The sequence below is a fragment of the Acidovorax sp. GW835-FHT14G06 genome, assembly GCF_058793595.1.
Genome location: NZ_JBXAGA010000007.1, coordinates 1 through 18,750, shown reverse-complemented (window position 1 = coordinate 18,750; position 18,750 = coordinate 1). Strand labels below are relative to the sequence as shown.

Below are 18,750 nucleotides of genomic sequence, written 5' to 3'. Positions count from 1 at the left end.
AGGAGCCGCTTCACCACTCACCGATTTCCCGCACGCGCTGCGCCAGATCCGGCATCGCGTCGTCGTCCTGCCCTTCCAGCTGGCTTGGCACCGCACCGGTCGATGCCAGCGCGCTGGGGTCCGATGCCTCAGAGCCCGAGGGAGAGATGAAACGGCCAAACAGATGGCTGGCGAGGGAGATAGGCAAAGGTGCAGGCAGCGGAGTGGCAAACATGGGGGGTCCTTTTCTGATGGCCTGAGTGCTTTCAAATGCGTAGCAACAGCGTAGGCCATAGCAACAAGTCCGCAGTGTAGGAACGCACGCCTACGGCGTGTGTGACAGAACGCACATTCCAGACGAGGTTCATAGCGTTCAGTCCCCGTCAACGGCAGGGCGTGTGACTTTCGTCACAGATGGCCAGGGGCGTGTACGCCCGGGCGCCGCCGTACACTCACCGCCCCATGCCCCAGACCCTGGCTGCGCCCGCGCACAGCGAACTCATCATCAAGAAAAGCCGCTTCATCGGTTGCGTGCAACCCATGGCCAACCGCGCCAGCGCGCAGGCGGCGGTGGATGCGCTGTGGAAGCAGCACCCCGGCGCCGCTCACATCTGCTGGGCCTTGCTGGCCGGCGGCCAGTCGGCCGCAGTGGACGACGGCGAGCCCGGAGGCACCGCCGGTCGCCCCATGCTGGACGTGCTGCGCCACCAGGACCTGGAAGGCGTGCTGGCCACGGTGGTGCGCTACTTTGGCGGGGTCAAGCTGGGCGCAGGCGGCCTGGTGCGCGCCTACACCGACACCATTGCCCAGGCGCTGCTTACGGCGCCCAAGGTCACGCTGCAGCGCATGACCACGCTGCAATGCCAGGTGCCGTATTCCCTCGAAGGCCTGCTGCGCCGCGAGATTGAGGCTGCGGGTGCCGAATTGGTCGACGTGCAGCATGGCACCCTTGTCAGCCTGCAACTGCGCCTTCCCCAAACACAAGCCGTCCCTTTCGTGCAGCGCATCAACGACCACGGGCAAGGCCGTGTGGGCTGGACGGAACCCGAGGTCTGACAGCACTCAGCAACTCGGCCCCAAAGGCCTGCAAGGCCGGCGTACCCAGGCACGCCAGAGCCCGGCACAGCATCACACAAACGGCCTATGCGCCTACAGCGGTGCGGCGGTTAGCGCTTCACACTTCGGCTTTTCAGACACCGAGGGAGTCCCATGGCCCAACCGCTCGACACCATCATCATTGGCGCAGGCACGGCGGGCCTGGCCGCCCTGCGCGAAGTGCGCAAACGCACCGACCGCTACCTCATCGTCAACGAAGGCCCGTGGGGCACCACCTGCGCTCGCGTCGGCTGCATGCCATCCAAGACGCTGATCGAGGCGGCCAACGCCTTCCACCGCCGCCACACCTTTGAAGAATTTGGCCTGCGGGGCGCGAGCGCGGTGACCGCCGACCTGCCCGCAGTGCTGCGGCGCGTGCGCGCCCTGCGCGACGACTTCGTGGAGGGCGCCCTCAAAGCGACCAGTGGACTGGGCAGCGCCCAGGTGTCTGGGCGCGCAACGCTGCTGGGGCCGCGTTCGGTGGACATCGACGGCACGGCCTACGCAACGCGCAGCATCATCATCGCCCCCGGGTCGCGCCCCAGCCTGCCAGAAGAATGGCTGGCGTTTGGCGACCGCATGCTTACCACCGACACCCTGTTCGAGCAGCCCATGCTCGGCCCGCGCATTGCAGTCATCGGCATGGGGCCGATTGGTGTGGAGATTTCGCAGGCCCTTGCGCGGCTGGGCCTGCAGGTGGCTGCATTCACCAGCAGCCACACGCTGGCCGGCCTGAGCGACCCGGAGCTCAACGCTGAACTGACAGCCTTGCTCAAGAAGGACATGGTGCTGCACATGGGTGCCGAAGCGCAACTGCGCGAAGTGCCCGGCGGCATTGAAGTCGCCAGCGGCAGCAACCGCGTGGTGGTGGACCAGGTCATTGCCGCCATGGGCAGGGTACCCAACATTGAACACCTGGGCCTGGAGACACTGGGCGTGCATCTGGACCAGCGGGGCCTGCCCGCCGTGGACCCACAAACCCAGCAAATTGGCGATTTGCCGGTGTTTCTGGCGGGAGATGCCAATACCCATACCCCGCTTCTGCACGAGGCTGCGGACGAAGGCCATATTGCGGGCATGAACGCCCTGGCCACCACACCCAACCGCTTTCGGCGCCGCACCTTGCTGTCGATCGTTTTTGCCGACCCCAACATCGCCGTCGTGGGGCCGCGCGTGGCCGACATGGACCCGCACAGCACCGTCACCGGCATCGCCGGCTATGCAAACCAAGGCCGCGCCCGTACCGCCCAACGCAACCATGGACGCCTGTGCGTCTATGCAGATCACGTCAGCGGCCGCCTGCTGGGCGCCGAGCTATGCGCCCCCGATGGCGAGCACCTGGCACACCTACTGGCCCTGGCCGTGCAGCAGCAACTGACGGTGCATGACCTCCTGGGTATGCCCTTCTACCATCCCACTCTGGAAGAAGGCCTGCGCACGGCATTGCGCGACGCGGCCCGCCAACTGCCACACACCCGCGATTCCGACCTGGCCGCCTGCGCAGCGCTGGGTGTGCCTGCGCTGGACTAGTCGAAGCCGGAGCCAGAGACTGCTGAACGTGTAACAACACTCAAGCCTCGTGCTGAGATGCCGATAACCCGCCATCGCCCCAAGGAGTCACCATGGACGTCGCCCTCGCCAACAGCATCGTCAACACCGCCACCAACCTGGCCAGCGCCAAGACGTCGGACGCCCTGAACATGGTGGTGCTGAAAAAAGCGCTGGACATGCAGGCCGTCTCCGCCGCCACCATGATCGACGCCATGCAACAGTCGATGCCACAGCCCGCACTGGCCACCAGCGGCACGCTGGGCACCAACGTCAATACTTTCGCCTGAGGGGCTGAGCCCCCTCCGCTTGCGCGGCTCAGCGCAAACGCGCAGGCGACAGCCCCTCCGGCTGCACGCCCTCCCGCGCCAGTTCCTCTGCCAGCGGCTCGCCCCGCAACAGCTGCCGTGCCAACAACGAGGCGCCCGCAGCACTCTGAATCCCATACCCACCCTGCCCGGCCAGCCAGAAAAAGCCGGGCACATGGTTGTCCCAGCCAATCACCATGTCGCCATCGGGCACAAACGAGCGCAGCCCGGCCCAGGTGTGCGACGGGCGGCGGATCTGAAAGGTAGTCATTTCCTCGATGTGATAAATCCCGGTGGCCACGTCGAGCTCTTCCGGCACCACATCGTGCGGATGTGTAGGGTCGGCATTGGCCGGTGAGCCCAGTAGTTGCCCCGCGTCGGGCTTGAAGTAAAAACTCTCGTCGATGCCGATCACCGCAGGCCAGTGGGTAGCGTCCATGCCCTCGGGTACCGGGAAGGTGAATGCCGTGCGGCGGCGCGGCTCCAGCCCGATGGGTGGTACACCGGCCAGGCCCGCCACCACATCGGCCCAGGCACCCGCAGCATTGACGATGGTGGGGGCAGCAAACACCCGCCCATCGGCCAGCGTCACTTGCCATACCTCACCTTCGCGGCGCACGGCCGTGACCTCGGCGTTCGTCAGCACCTGGCCGCCGCGCTGGCGCAGGCCGCGCAGGTAGCCCTGGTGCAGGGCATTCACATCAATGTCCGCCGCCTCGGGCTCGCTCATACCGGCAGCCACGGCCTCGGGTTTGAGGCAAGGCAGCATCGCCAGCAATTCGGCCCGCTCCACCCACTGCACATTGGGCGAAATGGCATGCGCTTCGTCGTAGGTCTGCTTGAGCAGATCCAGCTGACCAGGCCCCGCCACATAGACCACGCCCCGGGGCGAGAGGATGGGGCCGGCGCCAAACTCGGGCGGCGGCGCATCGTAGAACGCGCGGCTGGCCCGGGTCAGCGCCTGGATGTTGGGGGTGCCGTAGGTCGCCATGTAGAGCGCGGCCGAACGGCCGGTGGTGTGGTAGCCGGGCTGCGATTCACGCTCCAGCAGCAGCACACTGGCGCCCTGCCCTGCGGCGCCGGGCTGCACCAGTTGCCAGGCCACGGAGGCCCCGGCAATGCCCGCGCCGATGACGATGGTGTCTACGGTTTGCATCTGCTCCTCCTGCTCAAACGGCCGACACCTGTGCGGCTGATGCCGCACGGTCGTCGCGCGGCAGGCTGCGGGCATCGCGGGGGTCGGGTGCCATGGTCACGATGGATGTCAGCGCAGGCTCGACCTGCGTTTGCATCAGCTTGGCGATGTCAGGCCGGGGCCGTGCCAGCCCTGCAATGCCCTTGAACGCCTGCTCCAGTGCATGCCCCACGCCCAGCGTGTGGCGGTCGGCACGGAACCGGCCAACGATCTGCAGGCCAAACGGCATCCCGGCGTCGTCCAGCCCGCATGGCAGGCTCAGCGCCGGGTGGGTGGTGAGCGTGGTCACATAGGTCAGCGCCAGCCAGCGGTAGTAGTTGGCCTGTGGCTCGCCATTAATGTGGCTGGCGAAAAGCTGCGTCCACGCAAAGGGTGACACAGGCGTGGTGGGCGCGAGGATCACATCGTAGTCCTCGTACAGCTTCTGGAAACGCGCCAGAATGCGCGTCTGCTCGGCCTGCGCCCAGGCGCTGTCCAGCAGCGTCATGGCGGCGCCCATTTCGTAGTTGGCGCGGGTGTTGGGGCCCAGGGTGGCGGGGTCGCGCTCGTAGGCCTCGCGCGTGCTGGCCACAAAGGCCTCGGCGCGCAGCACATCAAAGCACCGGTGCACATCGCCCAGGTCGATGTCGATGGCGTCGCAACGCGCAAACAGATGCTTCATGGCCCGTACCTTGCGGCGGAACACGGCGCGGATACCGTCGTCCACAGCGCAGGCACCAAAGTCCTCGGAATAAGCCACGCGCAGGCGGCTCAGGTCCACGGCTTCGGGTAGAAGGAAGCTCATCGGGTCCAGCGGGTAGCTCAGCGGGTCGCCCGCCGACATGCCCGCCGTGGCTGCCAATTGCAGGCAGGCCTCTTCCACCGTGCGGCCCATGGGGCCCACCACCGAAATGGGCGTCCAGCCCAGCAGCTTGCGCGAGCTGGGCACCACCCCGGGCGATGGCCGGAAGCCCACCACGCCACAAATGGACGCCGGGATGCGCAGCGACCCGCCCGTGTCCGACCCCGTGCACACCGGCAGCATGTCGCACGCCAGCGCAGCGGCCGATCCGCCCGACGAGCCCCCAGCGTTCAGGTTGGGGTTGAACGGATTGCCCGTAGCGCCCCACACGGTGTTGCGCGAATTCGCGCCCGCCCCCATCTCGGGGATGTTGGTCTTGCCGGTGACGATGGCGCCCGCCGCGCGCAAGCGCGCCACCAGCACGTTGTCCTCGGCCGGAATGTGCTCACGGTAGATCTGCGATCCATAGGTGGTCAGCAAGCCCGCCGTGGCCTCCAGGTCCTTCACGCCCATGGGCAGGCCATGCAGCAGGCCCAGTGGTTCGCCGCGCAGCACGGCTTGCTCGGCCGCTTTGGCCTCGGTGCGGGCGCGGTCGTAACAGGTGGCCGTGACGGCATTCACATGCGGGTTCACCGCCTCGATGCGGGCGATGCAGGCATCAAACAGTTCGACAGGAGAAATCTCGCGCGTGCCGATGTGATGGCGCAGTTCGTTGGCGGTCAGCTCAACCAGGGCTTGGGGGCTTGTTGTGGTCATCTCGGGCTTGTCTCCTTGTTCTGGTCACACGGGTTCAGTCTGCGGTGATGGCGGCACGCTGTGCAATGGCACGCATCAGCGGCAGCTCCTTGTCGATCAGCTCGGCCAACACCTTGGACGAAGCATAGGACGGCTCAAACCCCACGGCGATCATCTTGTCACGCGTTTCGGGATCTGACACCACCTGGGCCAGCGCCAGCTCCAGCCGCGACTTCACGGCCGGTGGCAGGCCACGCGGCGCCACCATGGCCAGCCAGGTGTCCATCTCCAGGCCGGGGTAGCCACTCTCCGCCAACGTGGGCACCTTGGGCAGCAGGGCCGAGCGTTTGCCGGAGGTCACCGCAATGGCTTTGATCTTGCCGTCCTTGAGCTGCGGCAGCGCGGCCGATACGGTGTCCACCGTGAACGGGATCTGCCCGCCGAGCAGGTCGGTCATCGCAGGCGCGCTGCCCTTGTAGGGCACATGCTGGATCTTGAGACCCGCCGCGTGGAAGAACATCTCGCCCGCAAACTGCGAGGTGGTGCCCGTGCCGAACGAGCCATACGAATACTTGTCGGGCGCCGCCTTCACCAGGGCCACGAACTGCTTCAGGTCGTTGGCCTGCACATCCTTGTTGGCCAGCAGAATCAACCCCGTGCGGCCCGTGATGCCAATGGGCTCAAAGCTCTTGATCGGGTCATACGGCAGCTTGGCGCGCACGGCGGGGTTGACGGTGAAGGTGGTGCCCGAACTCATGAGCAGCGTGTAGCCATCCGGCGCCGCCCGCGCCACCGACGTCGCACCGATCACCGTGCCCGCCCCCGCGCGGTTGTCGATCACCACGCTCTGGCCCAGCTTGTCGCCCAGCTTCTTGCCAATCAGCCGTCCCAGCACATCGGTGGCGCCACCGGGCGGGAACGGAATCACCAGCGTGATCGGCTTGGTGGGGAAGGCGGCCTCCTGCGCCATGGCCGGAGCCCATGCAGTGGCCCCCAGGGCGGCATAGAGTACAGCAGACAAAAGCAGTTGCTTGCGGTTCATGACATGGCTCCGGATCAAAGTGAAAAGAAACTGGCGGGCCATCAGGCCTGCGCTGCGAGCACAGCCCGCCCGCGCTGTACAAAACCCTGGTACTGCACATCGGGCACCAGCAGGCCACCCGTGGTCCACACCAGGTGCGTGGCCTGGTGCAGCACCGCGTCGATGCCCGTGTTGCGCAGCCAGGCCTGCCCGGCCGTGGTGCCGGTCAACATGGCCGGGCCGCTGAAGCCTGCCGCAGCCGAGGGCTCAATGCGCTCGCCCAGGGCATCCAGCACCAGCACCAGCTGCGCAAACAAGGTGTCATCGGTCACAGTGAACACGCCCGACAGCAGTGGCTGCATCAGCTCGGCGGCCAGCAGCGACGCACGCGGCACTGCCAGGCCATCGGCCTCAGTGCGGTTGGTCAGGCCCCAGTCGTACACCGACGGGTGACCGCCTGCCCCTTGGGATGAGTCCGCCAGCATCTGCACCAAAAAGCACGGCGACTGCACCGGCTCTGCAAAAAAACAATGCACATGTGGCCCCAGCACCTGCCGAAGGCCAAAGGTGATGCCCGCAGGCGCGCCGCCCACGCCACAGGGCAGGTACACGATGAGCGGGTGTTCTGCATCCACCACCACGCCCTGCTCTGCCAGCTGCTGTTGCAGATGCAGTGCCGCTGCGCTGTAGCCCAGCAGCAGCGAAAACGATTGCTCGTCGTCCACAAAGTGGCACAGGGGGTTGCCGGCTGCCTCGGCACGGCCTGCGGCCACAGCGCGTTCGTAGTCGCCCGTGTGCTCTACCACCTGCACTCCGCGCTGGCGCAGGCGGTCCTTCTTCCACTCCTTCGCATCGGCCGACATATGCACCATGGCCTGGAAGCCCAGGGCAGATGCCACCGCACCAATGCTCATCCCCAGGTTGCCGGTTGAGCCCACCGCCACCTGGTAGCGGCCCAGCACCTCGCGCCCCTCTGGTGTGGCGAGCGCGCGGTAGTCGTCGCCGGGCAACACCAGCCCATGCTGCAGCGCCAGCCCCTCGGCAAACTCCAGCACCTCGTGCATGCCGCCGCGCGCCTTGATGGACCCCGCCACGGGCAGACTGTGGTCGGCCTTGATGAACAAGCGGCCCTGCCCCTCGGCCCAGCCCAGGGAGGGTTGCAATGCGTCTGCGGGCAGCAGAGGCGACTCCACCACCCCACCGGTCGCGGCCAGCTCGGGAAACACGTCTGCCAACAACCTGGCGAAACGGGCAAGACGGGCAACAGCCGCCTGCGTATCATCCAGACTAATGGTTCTCCCTAGTGCTGAAAGCGCTGCGGCTGGCTGTGCCTGTCGGGCCGGATTGCTCCACAAAGCGGGCTGGGCGTTACGCAGACGTATGGTCAGCATGGAGTCTGCAGTGTTTTGGGGGGCAGCAATCGTCATGGCGCATTTGTCTCGAAAAGTCTTGCCCGCATTCTTCGCCGGTCATGCACCCGTCACAACGCATTTATATTGAGCACCGCATTAGTTTTAATAATGGATATTCGCCTCTCCCCTTCTCTGCTCGCCTGGCTGCGCAGTTTTGATGCAGCAGCCCGCCACGGCAGCTTTACCAAGGCAGCGGCCGAGCTACGCATCACCCAGGGCGCCGTCAGCCAGCAGGTCAAGCAGCTTGAAGACTGGCTGCGCCGCCCGCTGTTCCTGCGCACCCCGCGCGCGCTGGTGCCCACGCCCGAGGGCAAATGGCTGGCCGTGGTACTGCGCGAGAGCTTTGACGCCATCGAAAGCACCCTGGCCCAGATGCGACAGCCCGCAGAGGCCGCCACCGCCACGCTGAGCTGCTCACCGTCCTTCGCCATGAGCTGGCTCACCCCCCGGTTGGGCGACTTCTTCCGCCAGCACCCTCACACCGGGCTGCGCGTGTTTGGCGAGTTCCACACGCTGGACCGCACCCGCATGGTGCGCGAAGGCGTGGAGGCTGCCCTGCGCTTCGACCTGGGTGGCTACCGCGACCTGACCGCCATCGTGTTCCTGGATGAATGGCTCATCCCCGTGGCCAGCCCCGAGTTCGTGGCCCGCCACCCGCCCGTCACCCAGCCGCAAGACCTGCAAGGTGACTGGCTGCTGCACGACGGCAGCGCCTGGGACGGCGCCGACACGTACGAAGAATGGCAACACTGGTTTGCGCAAGTGGGCGCCCCGCCGCCGTCATGGACAGGCGGCCAGCAGTTCAACCTTTCGCAACTCGCCCTGGGGGCCGCGCTGGCAGGCCAAGGCATCGCCATGGGTCGCGCGGCGCTGGTGCTTCAGGACGTGAAGGCCGGACGCCTGGTGCCGCTGCTGGGGCGCAGCGTTTTGTCGCGCGCGGCGTATTCGTTTGTGACTACGACGCACCCCAGCCCTGCGATGCAGCTGGTGCGAGATTGGCTGGGGGATGAGGCGCTGCGGTTTTGTGGGGAGCGGGCGCAGGTGCTACCGCCGCCACTGGGTGCCAAGTAGCTGAGTAGGTCAGATTAGCGCAGCGAAACTGGCGCACTAGGCACCCGGGAGGTGTCGGGGTATGCCGAATGGGTCAACGCGACTACTGCGGTTAAAAATTCGGGGTTTTTGGCCCCTGGTGCTTATTGAGCAAGCGCTAGCAGCTATTGTTTTTGACCGATTCGTGGCTTCACTGCCAGTGAATTCTGAGACAACTGACCCTGTGACGCGGTCCGCCCATTCACTACGAAAGTCTGAGGCAGTAGCCCACAGCCGGTCACTCGCGTACAGTCACAGCGGCAATGTTTGAGACAACAAGGACGACCGCTTCAGGCTGGTTGCTGTCGCTCAATACGCAGTCGTTGAACGACTGCTGCGACCGAGAGCTGACACTGAAGAACATCACCGGGCGTTTTTCTGAACCGCAAGAGCTGACACAGCTAGCGTGGTCACTCGTGGACAACGGCATCCAGAAGGCGCATGGTCTTTGTCCCCTCGCTCGATGGGAGACCCTCATGGAATCCGCTATAGCCGTCGTTCATCGCGAGCCCTGGAACAAGGGAAAGATCGTTGGTCAGAAGGCGCCCTTCAAGCCCAAAGATATCTGGGCGCTGCGAGTGCGCCTTCAGATGGAGAACCGGGTGCGCGAGCTTGCGCTCTTCAATCTGGGAATCGACAGCAAGCTACGCGGATGCGACCTAGTCCCCCTGAAGGTCCGCGATGTTTGCCATGGGGACCAAGTCGCTTCACGAGCAATGAATCGCCCCGGGTTTCTAAGAGGCTGTTTGGTTTAAGTCAGGCCACCACTTCGGTGTTCTGACTGGCGAGTTGCCGGTAATAGTTTGCCTCAGCCTCGGCAGGCTGTATGTAGCCAATGGGTTCGAGCAGGCGATGGTGGTTGAACCACGATACCCATTCGAGCGTGGCGAACTCAACTGCTTCCTTGGTTTTCCATGGAGCTCGGCGATGAATCAATTCGGCCTTGTACAGGCCATTGATGGTCTCGGCCAGGGCGTTGTCGTAACTGTCGCCCTTGCTGCCCACCGAAGGCTCGATGCCTGCCTCGGCTAGCCGCTCCGTGTACCTGATGCTGACGTACTGCGAACCTCTATCGGAGTGACAGACCAAGCTGCCGTCGCGTTCGGGCTGACGGGCATATAGGGCTTGTTCCAAGGCATCGAGCACAAAGTCTGTGCGCATCGAACTGCTTACCCGCCAGCCAACGATGCGCCTGGCAAACACGTCGATGACGAAGGCCACATAGAGCCAACCCTGCCAGGTCGACACATAGGTGAAGTCGCAGACCCACAGCTGGTTGGGCCTCTCGGCGCGGAACTGCCGATTGACCCGGTCCAGCGGGCATGGCGTCTTGGCATCGCCGATGGTGGTGCGCACGACCTTGCCGCGCATCACACCGCGCAGGCCCAGCTTGCGCATCAATCGTTCGACCGTGCAGCGGGCTACGGTCACTCCTTCGCGTGCCAGTTGCCGCCACACTTTGTCGGCACCATAGACCTGCTTGTTGGCCTGCCAGACGCGTTGAATCTGCGGCATCAGCACCTCGTCGCGCTTGGCGCTGGTGCAGCGCTTGTGAGGCTCGCGCACCAGCGCGGCGTGGCGCCAATACGCCGACGGAGCGATCTGCAGAACCTTGCAGAGCGGCTCGACCCCGTAGGCTTGTCGATGCTGATCAATGAAGCCCTTCAGGACTTCAGACGGCGGTCGAGCTCCGCCTGGGCGAAAAACGCGCTGGCCAGCTTCAGTATCTCGTTGGCCCGGCGCAGCTCTTTGACCTCGCGCTCCAGTTCCTTGACCCGTTGGGCTTCGGCCGTGGTGACACCTTCTCGCGTGCCTGCATCCACTTCGGCACGTTTGACCCATTCGTTCAGGGTCTGGGGTACACAGCCAATCTTTGGGGCGATGGATTCGATGGCGGCCCACAGCGATGGGTATTCCCCGCGCTGTTCCTGCACCATCCTCACCGCGCGCTCACCCACCTCAGGCGAGAACTTGTTCGTCTTCTTCATAGCTCAATCCTCTCAGAGTGTTGAGCCTCCTCAAAAACCGGGGCGATTCAGTCCTTCAAGCGCTTGATCGGCATACATGTTGGCAAGCTGTCGCATGAGTTGCTTGACCCAATCTACGCTGAACATCCGAGTGTGATGCCAGAAGGCTTGAGGGATTGAAGGGCCCCCTTACCCCACCGGCTGCTCCTGGCCGAACTCTGCCCCACGCACTTGGCGTGCCGTACTTTAATTTTGCAAACCTGCTTGTCGTTTTTTGACGTCGCTATACATTTCCCAGCCAGCATGCATCGCTGGGGGTACGCAGCGCTGAAAAACAAAGAGTGACAAGGGTGAAGACATTCGGTAAAACCACAGTCTCCGAATTGTTAATTCTCTTTTGCCTGCCGTTTGAGTCTCCACGCGAATCCTGCTCGCGTTGTAGGTGGACCAGTTCAAAGGCGACGCACCTTCATGAAACAACAGATGGCCACCACCTGGTGGCTCACGGGCCTGCCGGGCGCTGGAAAAACCACCTTGGCACAGGCTTTGGCTGCCGCTTTGCGGGATCGTGGTGAACCCGCCTGCGTGATTGATGGCGATGAACTGCGCACGGGCCTGTGCAATGACCTCGCGTTTGACGAAGCGAGTCGTGCAGAGAACGTGCGCCGTGCCGCACACCTGGCCCAATTGCTAAATGCCAACGCCATACATGCGATCGTTGCCATGGTCTCCCCTGCAATTCAGGCACGCGAGGCAGCGTACGCTGTCATAGGAGTGGGACGCTGCAAAGAAATCCACATAAACACCCCTCTGGAAGTCTGCGAAAAACGCGACCCCAAAGGCCTGTACGCACGGGCGCGGGCCAATCAGCTGACACAGATGACCGGTATACAAGCGGGCTACGAGTGCCCGACAACTCCCGCACTGCGCATCGACACCAGCCAGACCGAAATACAAGCTGCTGTGCGACAACTGCTCCTGGCCTAGGTTCCCCATTAACCCGACTTTTTTCTCCTCTCATGTCACTCTCGACGTCCCCTCAATACCACTTCATCTCGGGCTTGCCGCGTTCTGGCTCCACTTTGCTGGCGGCGATTTTGCGCCAGAACCCGCGTTTTCAGGCCGGTATGTCCAGCCCGGTAGGTTCGTTCGTTAATTCAATCCTCTCCCAAGTCAGCGCGGGTAGCGAATTTGCCACGCTGGTTGACAACGTACAGAGGAAAGACTTGCTGACCGGCTTGTTTGACTCCTACTACCGGAAAGACAGCGACAAGAGCGTCATTTTTGACACCAATCGCATGTGGTGTGCCAAGCTGCCAACGCTATTAGATTTGTTCCCCGACGCCAAAGTCATTGCCTGCGCGCGCAATGTGGCCTGGGTGATGGACAGCATTGAGCGGCAATACCGTAGCAACCCCTACGAAAACACCAAGCTCTTTGGTAACAACATGGGGCGCAGCACCGTGTACCAGCGTTTGGAAGGCCTTGCACAACACGACCAATTGGTGGGTTTTGCCTGGGCAGCCTTGCGCGAGGCGTTTTATGGCGAACACGCCAAATCGATTCTGGTCATTGATTACGACCTTCTGACCCAGGCTCCAGAAAAAGTCATAGGCCTGCTGTACGACTTCATTGGTGAGCCCAGATTTGCGCACGACTTCGAACAACTGGCCTACGACGCTCCAGATTTCGATCTACAACTGGGCTTGCCAGGTCTACACCGGGTGCGACCCAAGGTCGAATTTACCGAGCGGCGCACCATCATCCCGCCTGACTTGTTTGAAAAGTTTTCCAAGATGACTTTCTGGAGCGACCCCAGCGGAAGCGCCGCCAATGTTATTGCCCCCAAGCCTGACACGAAAGAAGCCACCGTATGAACACCGTTTCTGTCAACCCATCGATTGACTTTTCCATACAGTCCGGCGCGGGCAGTCGTGTCCAGCCTTCCGTTGTGGCAGCACCGGATTTGACGCATCTGCAGATCGTGAGCGACCCGCTACTGGGTGCGAACGTCGTGAATGCAGCCATGCCAGCGCGCACAGAAATTGTCTTCATTGAAGGCAATGTCAGCGACATCGACGCACTGTTGCAAGGCATTGGCGCCGGCAAGGAAGTGCATGTGCTCGACGCTGGCAAGGACGGCCTCCAGCAGATGGCCGACATACTGGCTGGGCGCAGCAACGTCGATGCCCTGCACATCATCTCGCACGGCAAAGAAGCTTCGATCAACCTGGGGACGCTGTTTCTTGACCAGGACAATCTGTCTGCCCATACCGCGCAGCTTCAGGCCATAGGTCAGAGCCTGAACAAGGGTGCAGACATCATGCTGTATGGCTGCGATGTCGGCGCGGGTGCGGGGCAGGCTTTTATCAGTCAATTGGCTATTGCCACGGGGGCCGATGTTGCGGCTTCCAATAATTTGACGGGAAGTGCCCAACTGCAGGGTGACTGGGACCTGGAGGTCAAGGCTGGCAGTATTGAGACGCCGTCGGTCGGCAGCCCGGCGCTGACGGAACTGTATACGAGCGTGCTGAACATTGCGAGCGCCACACTCAATTTCGATACGGTTGGCAACTTCAGCAATACTGGCGACTACACGTTGGGCGCCGCCAGCGATGTTGTATATAAAGTCAACAACAATGCATCCTACCTATTCAAAATCGATGGCACGGTAAGGGACATTTCCAAGGACCCGGGGGCGGGCTATATCAATATTGATTTCAACGACGCCGGCACCGAGACATCTGTTGTCTTTTCTTTTCAGGGCGGCCAGCGGTTCGATGCAACATCGTTTGGGCTCGTACGGCAGGCTGTAGACCAGAACTTGGTCTTCAGAGGATACGACGCCGGAAATAACCTGGTTGCAACCAACACCAAAACCGTTAGTGGCCCTGGCGGTACTGAAAATACATTGACCTTTACGGGCATGACCGGGGTTACTAAGATCGTCATGACAGCCACTAGCAATGGCAACATTGTCAAATACATGGGACTGGACAACGTTGTTCTGGCCAATATTAAGCCTCCGTCAGGCTCTATCACCAGCGCCACATATGACGCGTCAACTGGCGTTCTGTCGGTAACAGGTGCCAATATCACCAACGGTGGCACGATTGACGTATCGAAACTCTCGCTCACCGGCCAGGGCGGGACTTATACCTTAACGTCAGCCAACGTTACCGCCAGCAGTGGCACGGCCTTCAGCGTCACGCTCAGTGCCGCCGACAAAATTGCGGTCAACGGCGTACTCAACAATAACGGAACCACTTCTGCCACTGGGGCAACAACGTTCAACCTGGCAGCCGCCGCAAACTGGGACGTTACGGCTTCGGCATCTGCGGATTTAACTGGTAACGGCGTCACTGTTTCCAATGTCACAGCACCGACGATCACCGCTGCTTCTTATGACGCTACTACAGGTATCTTGTCTGTCACAGGCACAGGTCTGGTCAGGACAATTGGCGCTACCAATGATATTTCTGTAAACAAAATCCGCATCGTTGGCGAAGGAGGGGCAGGACGCACACTTGTCATTTCCAGCAATGTTGAGATTACCGATGCCACCACTTTTTCTGTTCAGTTGAGTGGCAATGACAGGATTATTGTTGATAGTTTGCTCAATAAAAACGGCACGACTTCGACCAGTGGATCAACCTACAACGTGATTGCATTCGACGACTGGAACAGCAGCATCACGAATGGCGACACTTCTGACGCCACCAACCCGCTGACGGTGTCGAATGTACCGGTACCAACCATTACGTCAGCAACCTACGACTCCGCTACTGGAACACTGGTTGTCACCGGCACGGGTTTCCTGCAGCTCACTGGTGCAAACAACGACATTGTTGCCAATAAATTCACGCTGACGGGTGAAGGCGGCAGCACCTATACCTTGACCGACACCAGCAATGTCGACATCACGGGTACCAGCAATACACAATTTACGCTCGTCCTGAGTGCTACCGACAAGTCGGGCATCAACCAGATCATCAACAAGAACGGCAGCAGCTCCACCGGTGGCACCACCTATAACCTGGCCGCTGCAGAAAACTGGACAGCAGGGGCTGATGCTGCAGTCGTTGATGCCGACCTCACGGGCAACGGAATCACCGCAACGGTGGCAGTACCTACCGTCACATCCGCCACCTATGACGCCAGTACGGGCACACTGGTAGTGACCGGTACAGGCCTTACCCACCGCGCGGGTTCTACCAACGATGTTATCGCCAATACATATACGCTGACCGGCCAAGGTGGCAGCACCTACACATTGACCGATACGGCTAATGTAGAAATCAGCTCAGACACCAGCTTTACGCTCGTGCTGTCGGCTACCGATAGAGCTGGACTGCGTACCCTTTTAAACAACAATGGTACGCAATCGGCAGGTGGCACGACCTACAACCTCGCTGCAGCAGACAACTGGGCCAATGGCGCAGACGCTGCGCTGAATATTGCCGATACCGCGGGCAATGGGATCACGGTTTCGAATGTGGTGTCACCAGCCATCACCTCGGCGACCTATGATGCCAGCATAGGCATCTTGTCGGTTACGGGCACAAATCTGGCAAATGGTGACACCATTGATGTCTCCAAACTGTCCATTACTGGTCAGGCTGGTTCCTACACCCTGACGTCAACCAACGTCACGGCTTCCAGCGCGACGGCCTTCTCGGTCACCCTGAACGCAGCCGACCAGCTGGCCATCAACGGCGTTCTGAACAGAAACGGCACGACGGCGGTAGACACCACCACCTTCAACCTGGCAGCTGCAGCGGGCTGGGACACCACCGTCAACACAACTGCAGACCTAACCGGCAATGGGGTCACGGTCTCGAACGTCACTGCACCAACGATTACCTCAGCGACTTACGACGGCAGCACCCACGTCTTCACCGTCACCGGCACCAACTTGGTCAAGACCATCGGTGCAACGAATGACATCACGATCTCCGCATTGACGATCACCGGCGAAGGCGGTGCAACACGCGTGCTGTCCACCACGGGCAATGTGGAAGTCACCTCGGCCACCAGCTTCACCTTTACCCTGGCTGGCGCCGATATTGCTGCGGTTGATACCCTTTTGAACAAGAACGGCACTTCTGCTGTCAGCACCACCACGTACAACATCGCTGCCGCCGATGACTGGAACAGCGTGGTGACGGGTGGCAACATTGCCGACCTCACGGGTAATGGCATCACCGTCAGCAACGCTGCGCCCAGCATCCTTTCCTCCACCTACGACGCGTCTACCGGAATCCTCTCCGTCACTGCAGTCAATCTCGTAGGCGGCGACACCATCGACGTGAGCAAGCTCAGCCTGACAGGCCAGGGAGGCAGCTACACCCTCACCAGCGCCAACGTCACCGCCAGCAGCGGCACGGCCTTCTCGGTCACGCTCAACGCGGCAGACCAACTGGCCATCAACGGGATCCTGAACAAAAACGGTACGTCGGCGGTGGACACCACCACCTTCAACCTGGCGGCCGCAGCTAGCTGGAATGCCACCACACCTTCGGGAGCGGACCTGACTGGCAATGCGGTGACCGTCTCCAACGTCACCGCTCCCACCATCACCAGCGCCACCTTCGACGGCAGCACCAACGTGCTCACGGTAGCTGGCACGGGCCTGGTCAAGACCATCGGAGCCACCAACGACATCACCGTCAGCAAGCTCACCCTCACCGGCGAGGGCGGCGTCACCTACGCCCTGTCCACCACGGGCAATGTGGAGGTCACCTCGGCCACCAGCTTCTCCATCACCCTGACGGGGGCAGACATCGCTGGCGTGAGCAACCTGCTCAACAAAAACGGCACCAGCTCAGCCAGCGCCACCACCTACAACATCGCTGCGGCAGACGACTGGAACAGCGTCATCACAGGCGGCAACATTGCCGACCTTACGGGCAACGGCATCACTGTCAGCAACGCCGCACCGAACATCCAGTCGGCCAGCTACGACGCCAGCACAGGCACCCTGACCGTGTCGGCACTGAATATCGTTGGTGGCGACACCATCGACGTGAGCAAGCTGAGCCTGACAGGCCAGGGAGGCAGCTACACCCTCACCAGTGCCAACGTCACGGCCAGCAGCGGCACGGCCTTCTCGGTCACGCTCAACGCGGCAGACCAACTGGCCATCAACGGGATCCTGAACAAAAACGGTACGTCGGCGGTGGACACCACCACCTTCAACCTGGCGGCCGCAGCCAGCTGGAATGCGACCACAACATCGGGTGCCGACCTGACCGGCAACGGTGTAACGGTATCGAACGTCACTGCCCCGACGATCACATCGGCCACCTACGATGCCAGCACCCACGTGCTGACCGTCACCGGCACCGGCCTGGTCAAGACCATCGGTGCCACCAACGACATCGCCGTCAGCGCACTGACGATTGCTGGCGAGGGTGGTGCCACCCGCACCCTGAGCACCACAGGCAACGCGGAAGTGACCTCGGCCACCAGCTTCAGCGTCACCCTCTCGGGTGCAGATATCGCCGCCGTAGAAGCCCTGCTCAACAAGAGCGGCACCAGCTCCACAAGCGGCAGTACCTATAACCTGGCCGCTGCAGACGACTGGAACAGCGTGGTCACAGGAGGCAACATTGCCGACGCCACCAACGCGCTGACCGTCAGCAACGTCGCAGTACCCGCCATCACATCCGCCACCTACGACGCCAGCACCGGAGCGCTCGTCGTCACCGGCACCGGGTTCTCCAGCCGGGCGGGGGCCGTCAACGACATCGTTGCCAACAAATTCAGCCTGCAAGGCGAAGGTGGAGCCAGCTACGCACTGACCACCACAGCCAATGTGGAGATCACCTCCGCCACCAGTTTCACCCTGAGCCTGAGCGGGGCGGACAGACTGGGCGTCAACCTCCTCATGAACAAGAACGGCACCAGCTCAACCAGTGCCAATACCTACAACCTCATTGCAGCCGAAGACTGGAACGCGGGAGCCGACGCGGCGGTGGTCATCGCCGACCTCACCGGCAACGGTGTTACGGTCAGCAACGTTGCAGTTCCCACCGTCACCAGCGCCACCTACAACGTAGGCACTGGCGTGCTGGTCGTGACCGGCACAGGACTCACCTCCGCGGCAGGAGCCCTGAACGACATCATTGCCAACAAGCTCACCTTGCTGGGCCAGGGGGGCGTGACCTATGTCTTGACCGATACCGGCAACGTCGATATCACCTCGGCCACCAGCTTCACCTTGACCCTGTCGGCGACCGACAAGGCAGCAGTCGCCCTGCTGTTCAACAAAGACGGCACAGCCTCTCTGGGGGGGACCACCTACAACCTGGCCTTCGCCGAAGACTGGGCAGCAGGCGCCGATCCTGCCGTGGTGATCGCCGACCTCGCAGGCAATGGCGTCACTGTTGCTGGAAACGACCCGAACGCCCCCGTATTCGCTTCAGCCAGCGCCAACGGCGCCAGCCTGGTGCTGACCTACACCGACGCCAGCGACCTGGATGCCGTCAACGTGGCGGGCACTGGTGCCTTCTCGGTGATCTCAGGAGGTGTTGCCAATGCCGTGACTGGCGTGGCCGTGAACGGCTCCGCCAAAACTGTGACTTTGACCTTGACGACGCCGGTAGGGTTTGCCGAAGT

Annotated in this window: 13 protein-coding genes, 1 pseudogene and 1 other annotated feature; of the genes and pseudogenes, 8 read left to right on the top strand and 6 right to left on the bottom strand. The window is 62.3% G+C overall.

Annotation, left to right across the window (positions count from 1 at the left end; translation table 11 throughout):
- Nucleotides 1-10: 10 nt before the first annotated feature.
- Entirely contained in the window at nucleotides 11-214 is a 204-nt protein-coding gene (locus AC1Q64_RS13490; protein WP_492251671.1) for a hypothetical protein, read from the bottom strand.
- Nucleotides 215-441: 227 nt separating this feature from the next.
- Here AC1Q64_RS13490 and AC1Q64_RS13485 point away from each other — a divergent pair, with 227 nt between their 5' ends.
- From AC1Q64_RS13485 to AC1Q64_RS13475, 3 genes are all read left to right on the top strand, one after another.
- Entirely contained in the window at nucleotides 442-1,035 is a 594-nt protein-coding gene (locus tag AC1Q64_RS13485; RefSeq protein WP_492251670.1) for an IMPACT family protein, read from the top strand.
- Between the two features lie 153 nt (nucleotides 1,036-1,188).
- On the top strand, nucleotides 1,189-2,604 hold the full coding sequence (locus AC1Q64_RS13480; RefSeq protein WP_492251669.1) for a dihydrolipoyl dehydrogenase: 1,416 nt from the start codon (nucleotides 1,189-1,191) through the stop codon (nucleotides 2,602-2,604).
- A 92-nt stretch (nucleotides 2,605-2,696) separates the two neighbouring features.
- Nucleotides 2,697-2,912: a YjfB family protein gene (locus tag AC1Q64_RS13475; RefSeq protein ID WP_291438257.1), complete on the top strand. Its 216-nt coding sequence runs from the start codon at nucleotides 2,697-2,699 to the stop codon at nucleotides 2,910-2,912.
- Nucleotides 2,913-2,940: 28 nt separating this feature from the next.
- Here the strand turns inward: AC1Q64_RS13475 and AC1Q64_RS13470 are convergent, their stop codons facing one another.
- From AC1Q64_RS13470 to dsdA, 4 genes are read right to left on the bottom strand one after another with little or no spacing between them, the layout of a single operon-like run.
- The gene (locus tag AC1Q64_RS13470; protein WP_492251668.1) at nucleotides 2,941-4,086 is read right to left on the bottom strand and encodes an NAD(P)/FAD-dependent oxidoreductase; all 1,146 of its coding nucleotides are present in this window, start codon (nucleotides 4,084-4,086) and stop codon (nucleotides 2,941-2,943) included.
- 13 nt (nucleotides 4,087-4,099) lie between these two features.
- Nucleotides 4,100-5,662, bottom strand: a complete 1,563-nt coding sequence (locus AC1Q64_RS13465) for an amidase (protein WP_492251667.1) — start codon at nucleotides 5,660-5,662, stop codon at nucleotides 4,100-4,102.
- Between the two features lie 34 nt (nucleotides 5,663-5,696).
- Nucleotides 5,697-6,683 carry a Bug family tripartite tricarboxylate transporter substrate binding protein gene (locus AC1Q64_RS13460; RefSeq protein WP_492251666.1) on the bottom strand — a complete coding sequence of 329 codons (987 nt, stop codon included), beginning with the start codon at nucleotides 6,681-6,683 and terminating at the stop codon, nucleotides 5,697-5,699.
- A gap of 41 nt (nucleotides 6,684-6,724) precedes the next feature.
- Nucleotides 6,725-8,089: a D-serine ammonia-lyase gene (dsdA, locus tag AC1Q64_RS13455; RefSeq protein ID WP_492251665.1), complete on the bottom strand. Its 1,365-nt coding sequence runs from the start codon at nucleotides 8,087-8,089 to the stop codon at nucleotides 6,725-6,727.
- Between the two features lie 93 nt (nucleotides 8,090-8,182).
- Between dsdA and AC1Q64_RS13450 the strand changes: the two genes are divergently transcribed.
- Together AC1Q64_RS13450 and AC1Q64_RS13445 are read left to right on the top strand one after the other, a co-directional pair.
- Nucleotides 8,183-9,145 carry a LysR substrate-binding domain-containing protein gene (locus AC1Q64_RS13450; protein ID WP_291438252.1) on the top strand — a complete coding sequence of 321 codons (963 nt, stop codon included), beginning with the start codon at nucleotides 8,183-8,185 and terminating at the stop codon, nucleotides 9,143-9,145.
- 494 nt (nucleotides 9,146-9,639) lie between these two features.
- A pseudogene (locus AC1Q64_RS13445) lies at nucleotides 9,640-9,882 on the top strand (integrase); the annotation flags it as partial.
- Nucleotides 9,883-9,919: 37 nt separating this feature from the next.
- Here AC1Q64_RS13445 and AC1Q64_RS13440 read toward each other — a convergent pair.
- A protein-coding gene (locus AC1Q64_RS13440; RefSeq protein WP_492251664.1) for an IS3 family transposase occupies nucleotides 9,920-11,151 on the bottom strand; the annotation gives its coding sequence in 2 pieces (ribosomal slippage) (nucleotides 9,920-10,860 and nucleotides 10,860-11,151; 1,233 coding nt in all).
- Nucleotides 10,757-10,873: a sequence feature (AL1L pseudoknot), on the bottom strand. Its footprint overlaps the gene before it by 117 nt.
- Before the next feature lie 387 nt (nucleotides 11,152-11,538).
- On the opposite strand from AC1Q64_RS13440, the gene cysC reads away from it, so the two are divergent.
- From cysC to AC1Q64_RS13425, 3 genes are all read left to right on the top strand, one after another.
- Entirely contained in the window at nucleotides 11,539-12,117 is a 579-nt protein-coding gene (gene cysC / locus AC1Q64_RS13435; RefSeq protein WP_492251663.1) for an adenylyl-sulfate kinase, read from the top strand.
- Between the two features lie 32 nt (nucleotides 12,118-12,149).
- Nucleotides 12,150-13,007, top strand: coding sequence for a sulfotransferase family protein (locus tag AC1Q64_RS13430; RefSeq protein ID WP_492251662.1), 858 nt, complete (start codon nucleotides 12,150-12,152; stop codon nucleotides 13,005-13,007).
- Nucleotides 13,004-18,750: DUF4347 domain-containing protein (locus tag AC1Q64_RS13425; protein WP_492251661.1), on the top strand; the 5,747-nt coding region annotated here is incomplete at its 3' end. The genes AC1Q64_RS13430 and AC1Q64_RS13425, both read left to right, overlap by 4 nt.

What these genes read in the sequence shown, in the direction of transcription:
- AC1Q64_RS13490 (WP_492251671.1), bottom strand. Translation starts at nt 214, where the DNA reads ATGTTTGCCACTCCGCTGCCTGCACCTTTGCCTATCTCCCTCGCCAGC.
- AC1Q64_RS13485 (WP_492251670.1), top strand. Translation starts at nt 442, where the DNA reads ATGCCCCAGACCCTGGCTGCGCCCGCGCACAGCGAACTCATCATCAAG.
- AC1Q64_RS13480 (WP_492251669.1), top strand. Translation starts at nt 1,189, where the DNA reads ATGGCCCAACCGCTCGACACCATCATCATTGGCGCAGGCACGGCGGGC.
- AC1Q64_RS13475 (WP_291438257.1), top strand. Translation starts at nt 2,697, where the DNA reads ATGGACGTCGCCCTCGCCAACAGCATCGTCAACACCGCCACCAACCTG.
- AC1Q64_RS13470 (WP_492251668.1), bottom strand. Translation starts at nt 4,086, where the DNA reads ATGCAAACCGTAGACACCATCGTCATCGGCGCGGGCATTGCCGGGGCC.
- AC1Q64_RS13465 (WP_492251667.1), bottom strand. Translation starts at nt 5,662, where the DNA reads ATGACCACAACAAGCCCCCAAGCCCTGGTTGAGCTGACCGCCAACGAA.
- AC1Q64_RS13460 (WP_492251666.1), bottom strand. Translation starts at nt 6,683, where the DNA reads ATGAACCGCAAGCAACTGCTTTTGTCTGCTGTACTCTATGCCGCCCTG.
- dsdA (WP_492251665.1), bottom strand. Translation starts at nt 8,089, where the DNA reads ATGACGATTGCTGCCCCCCAAAACACTGCAGACTCCATGCTGACCATA.
- AC1Q64_RS13450 (WP_291438252.1), top strand. Translation starts at nt 8,183, where the DNA reads ATGGATATTCGCCTCTCCCCTTCTCTGCTCGCCTGGCTGCGCAGTTTT.
- AC1Q64_RS13430 (WP_492251662.1), top strand. Translation starts at nt 12,150, where the DNA reads ATGTCACTCTCGACGTCCCCTCAATACCACTTCATCTCGGGCTTGCCG.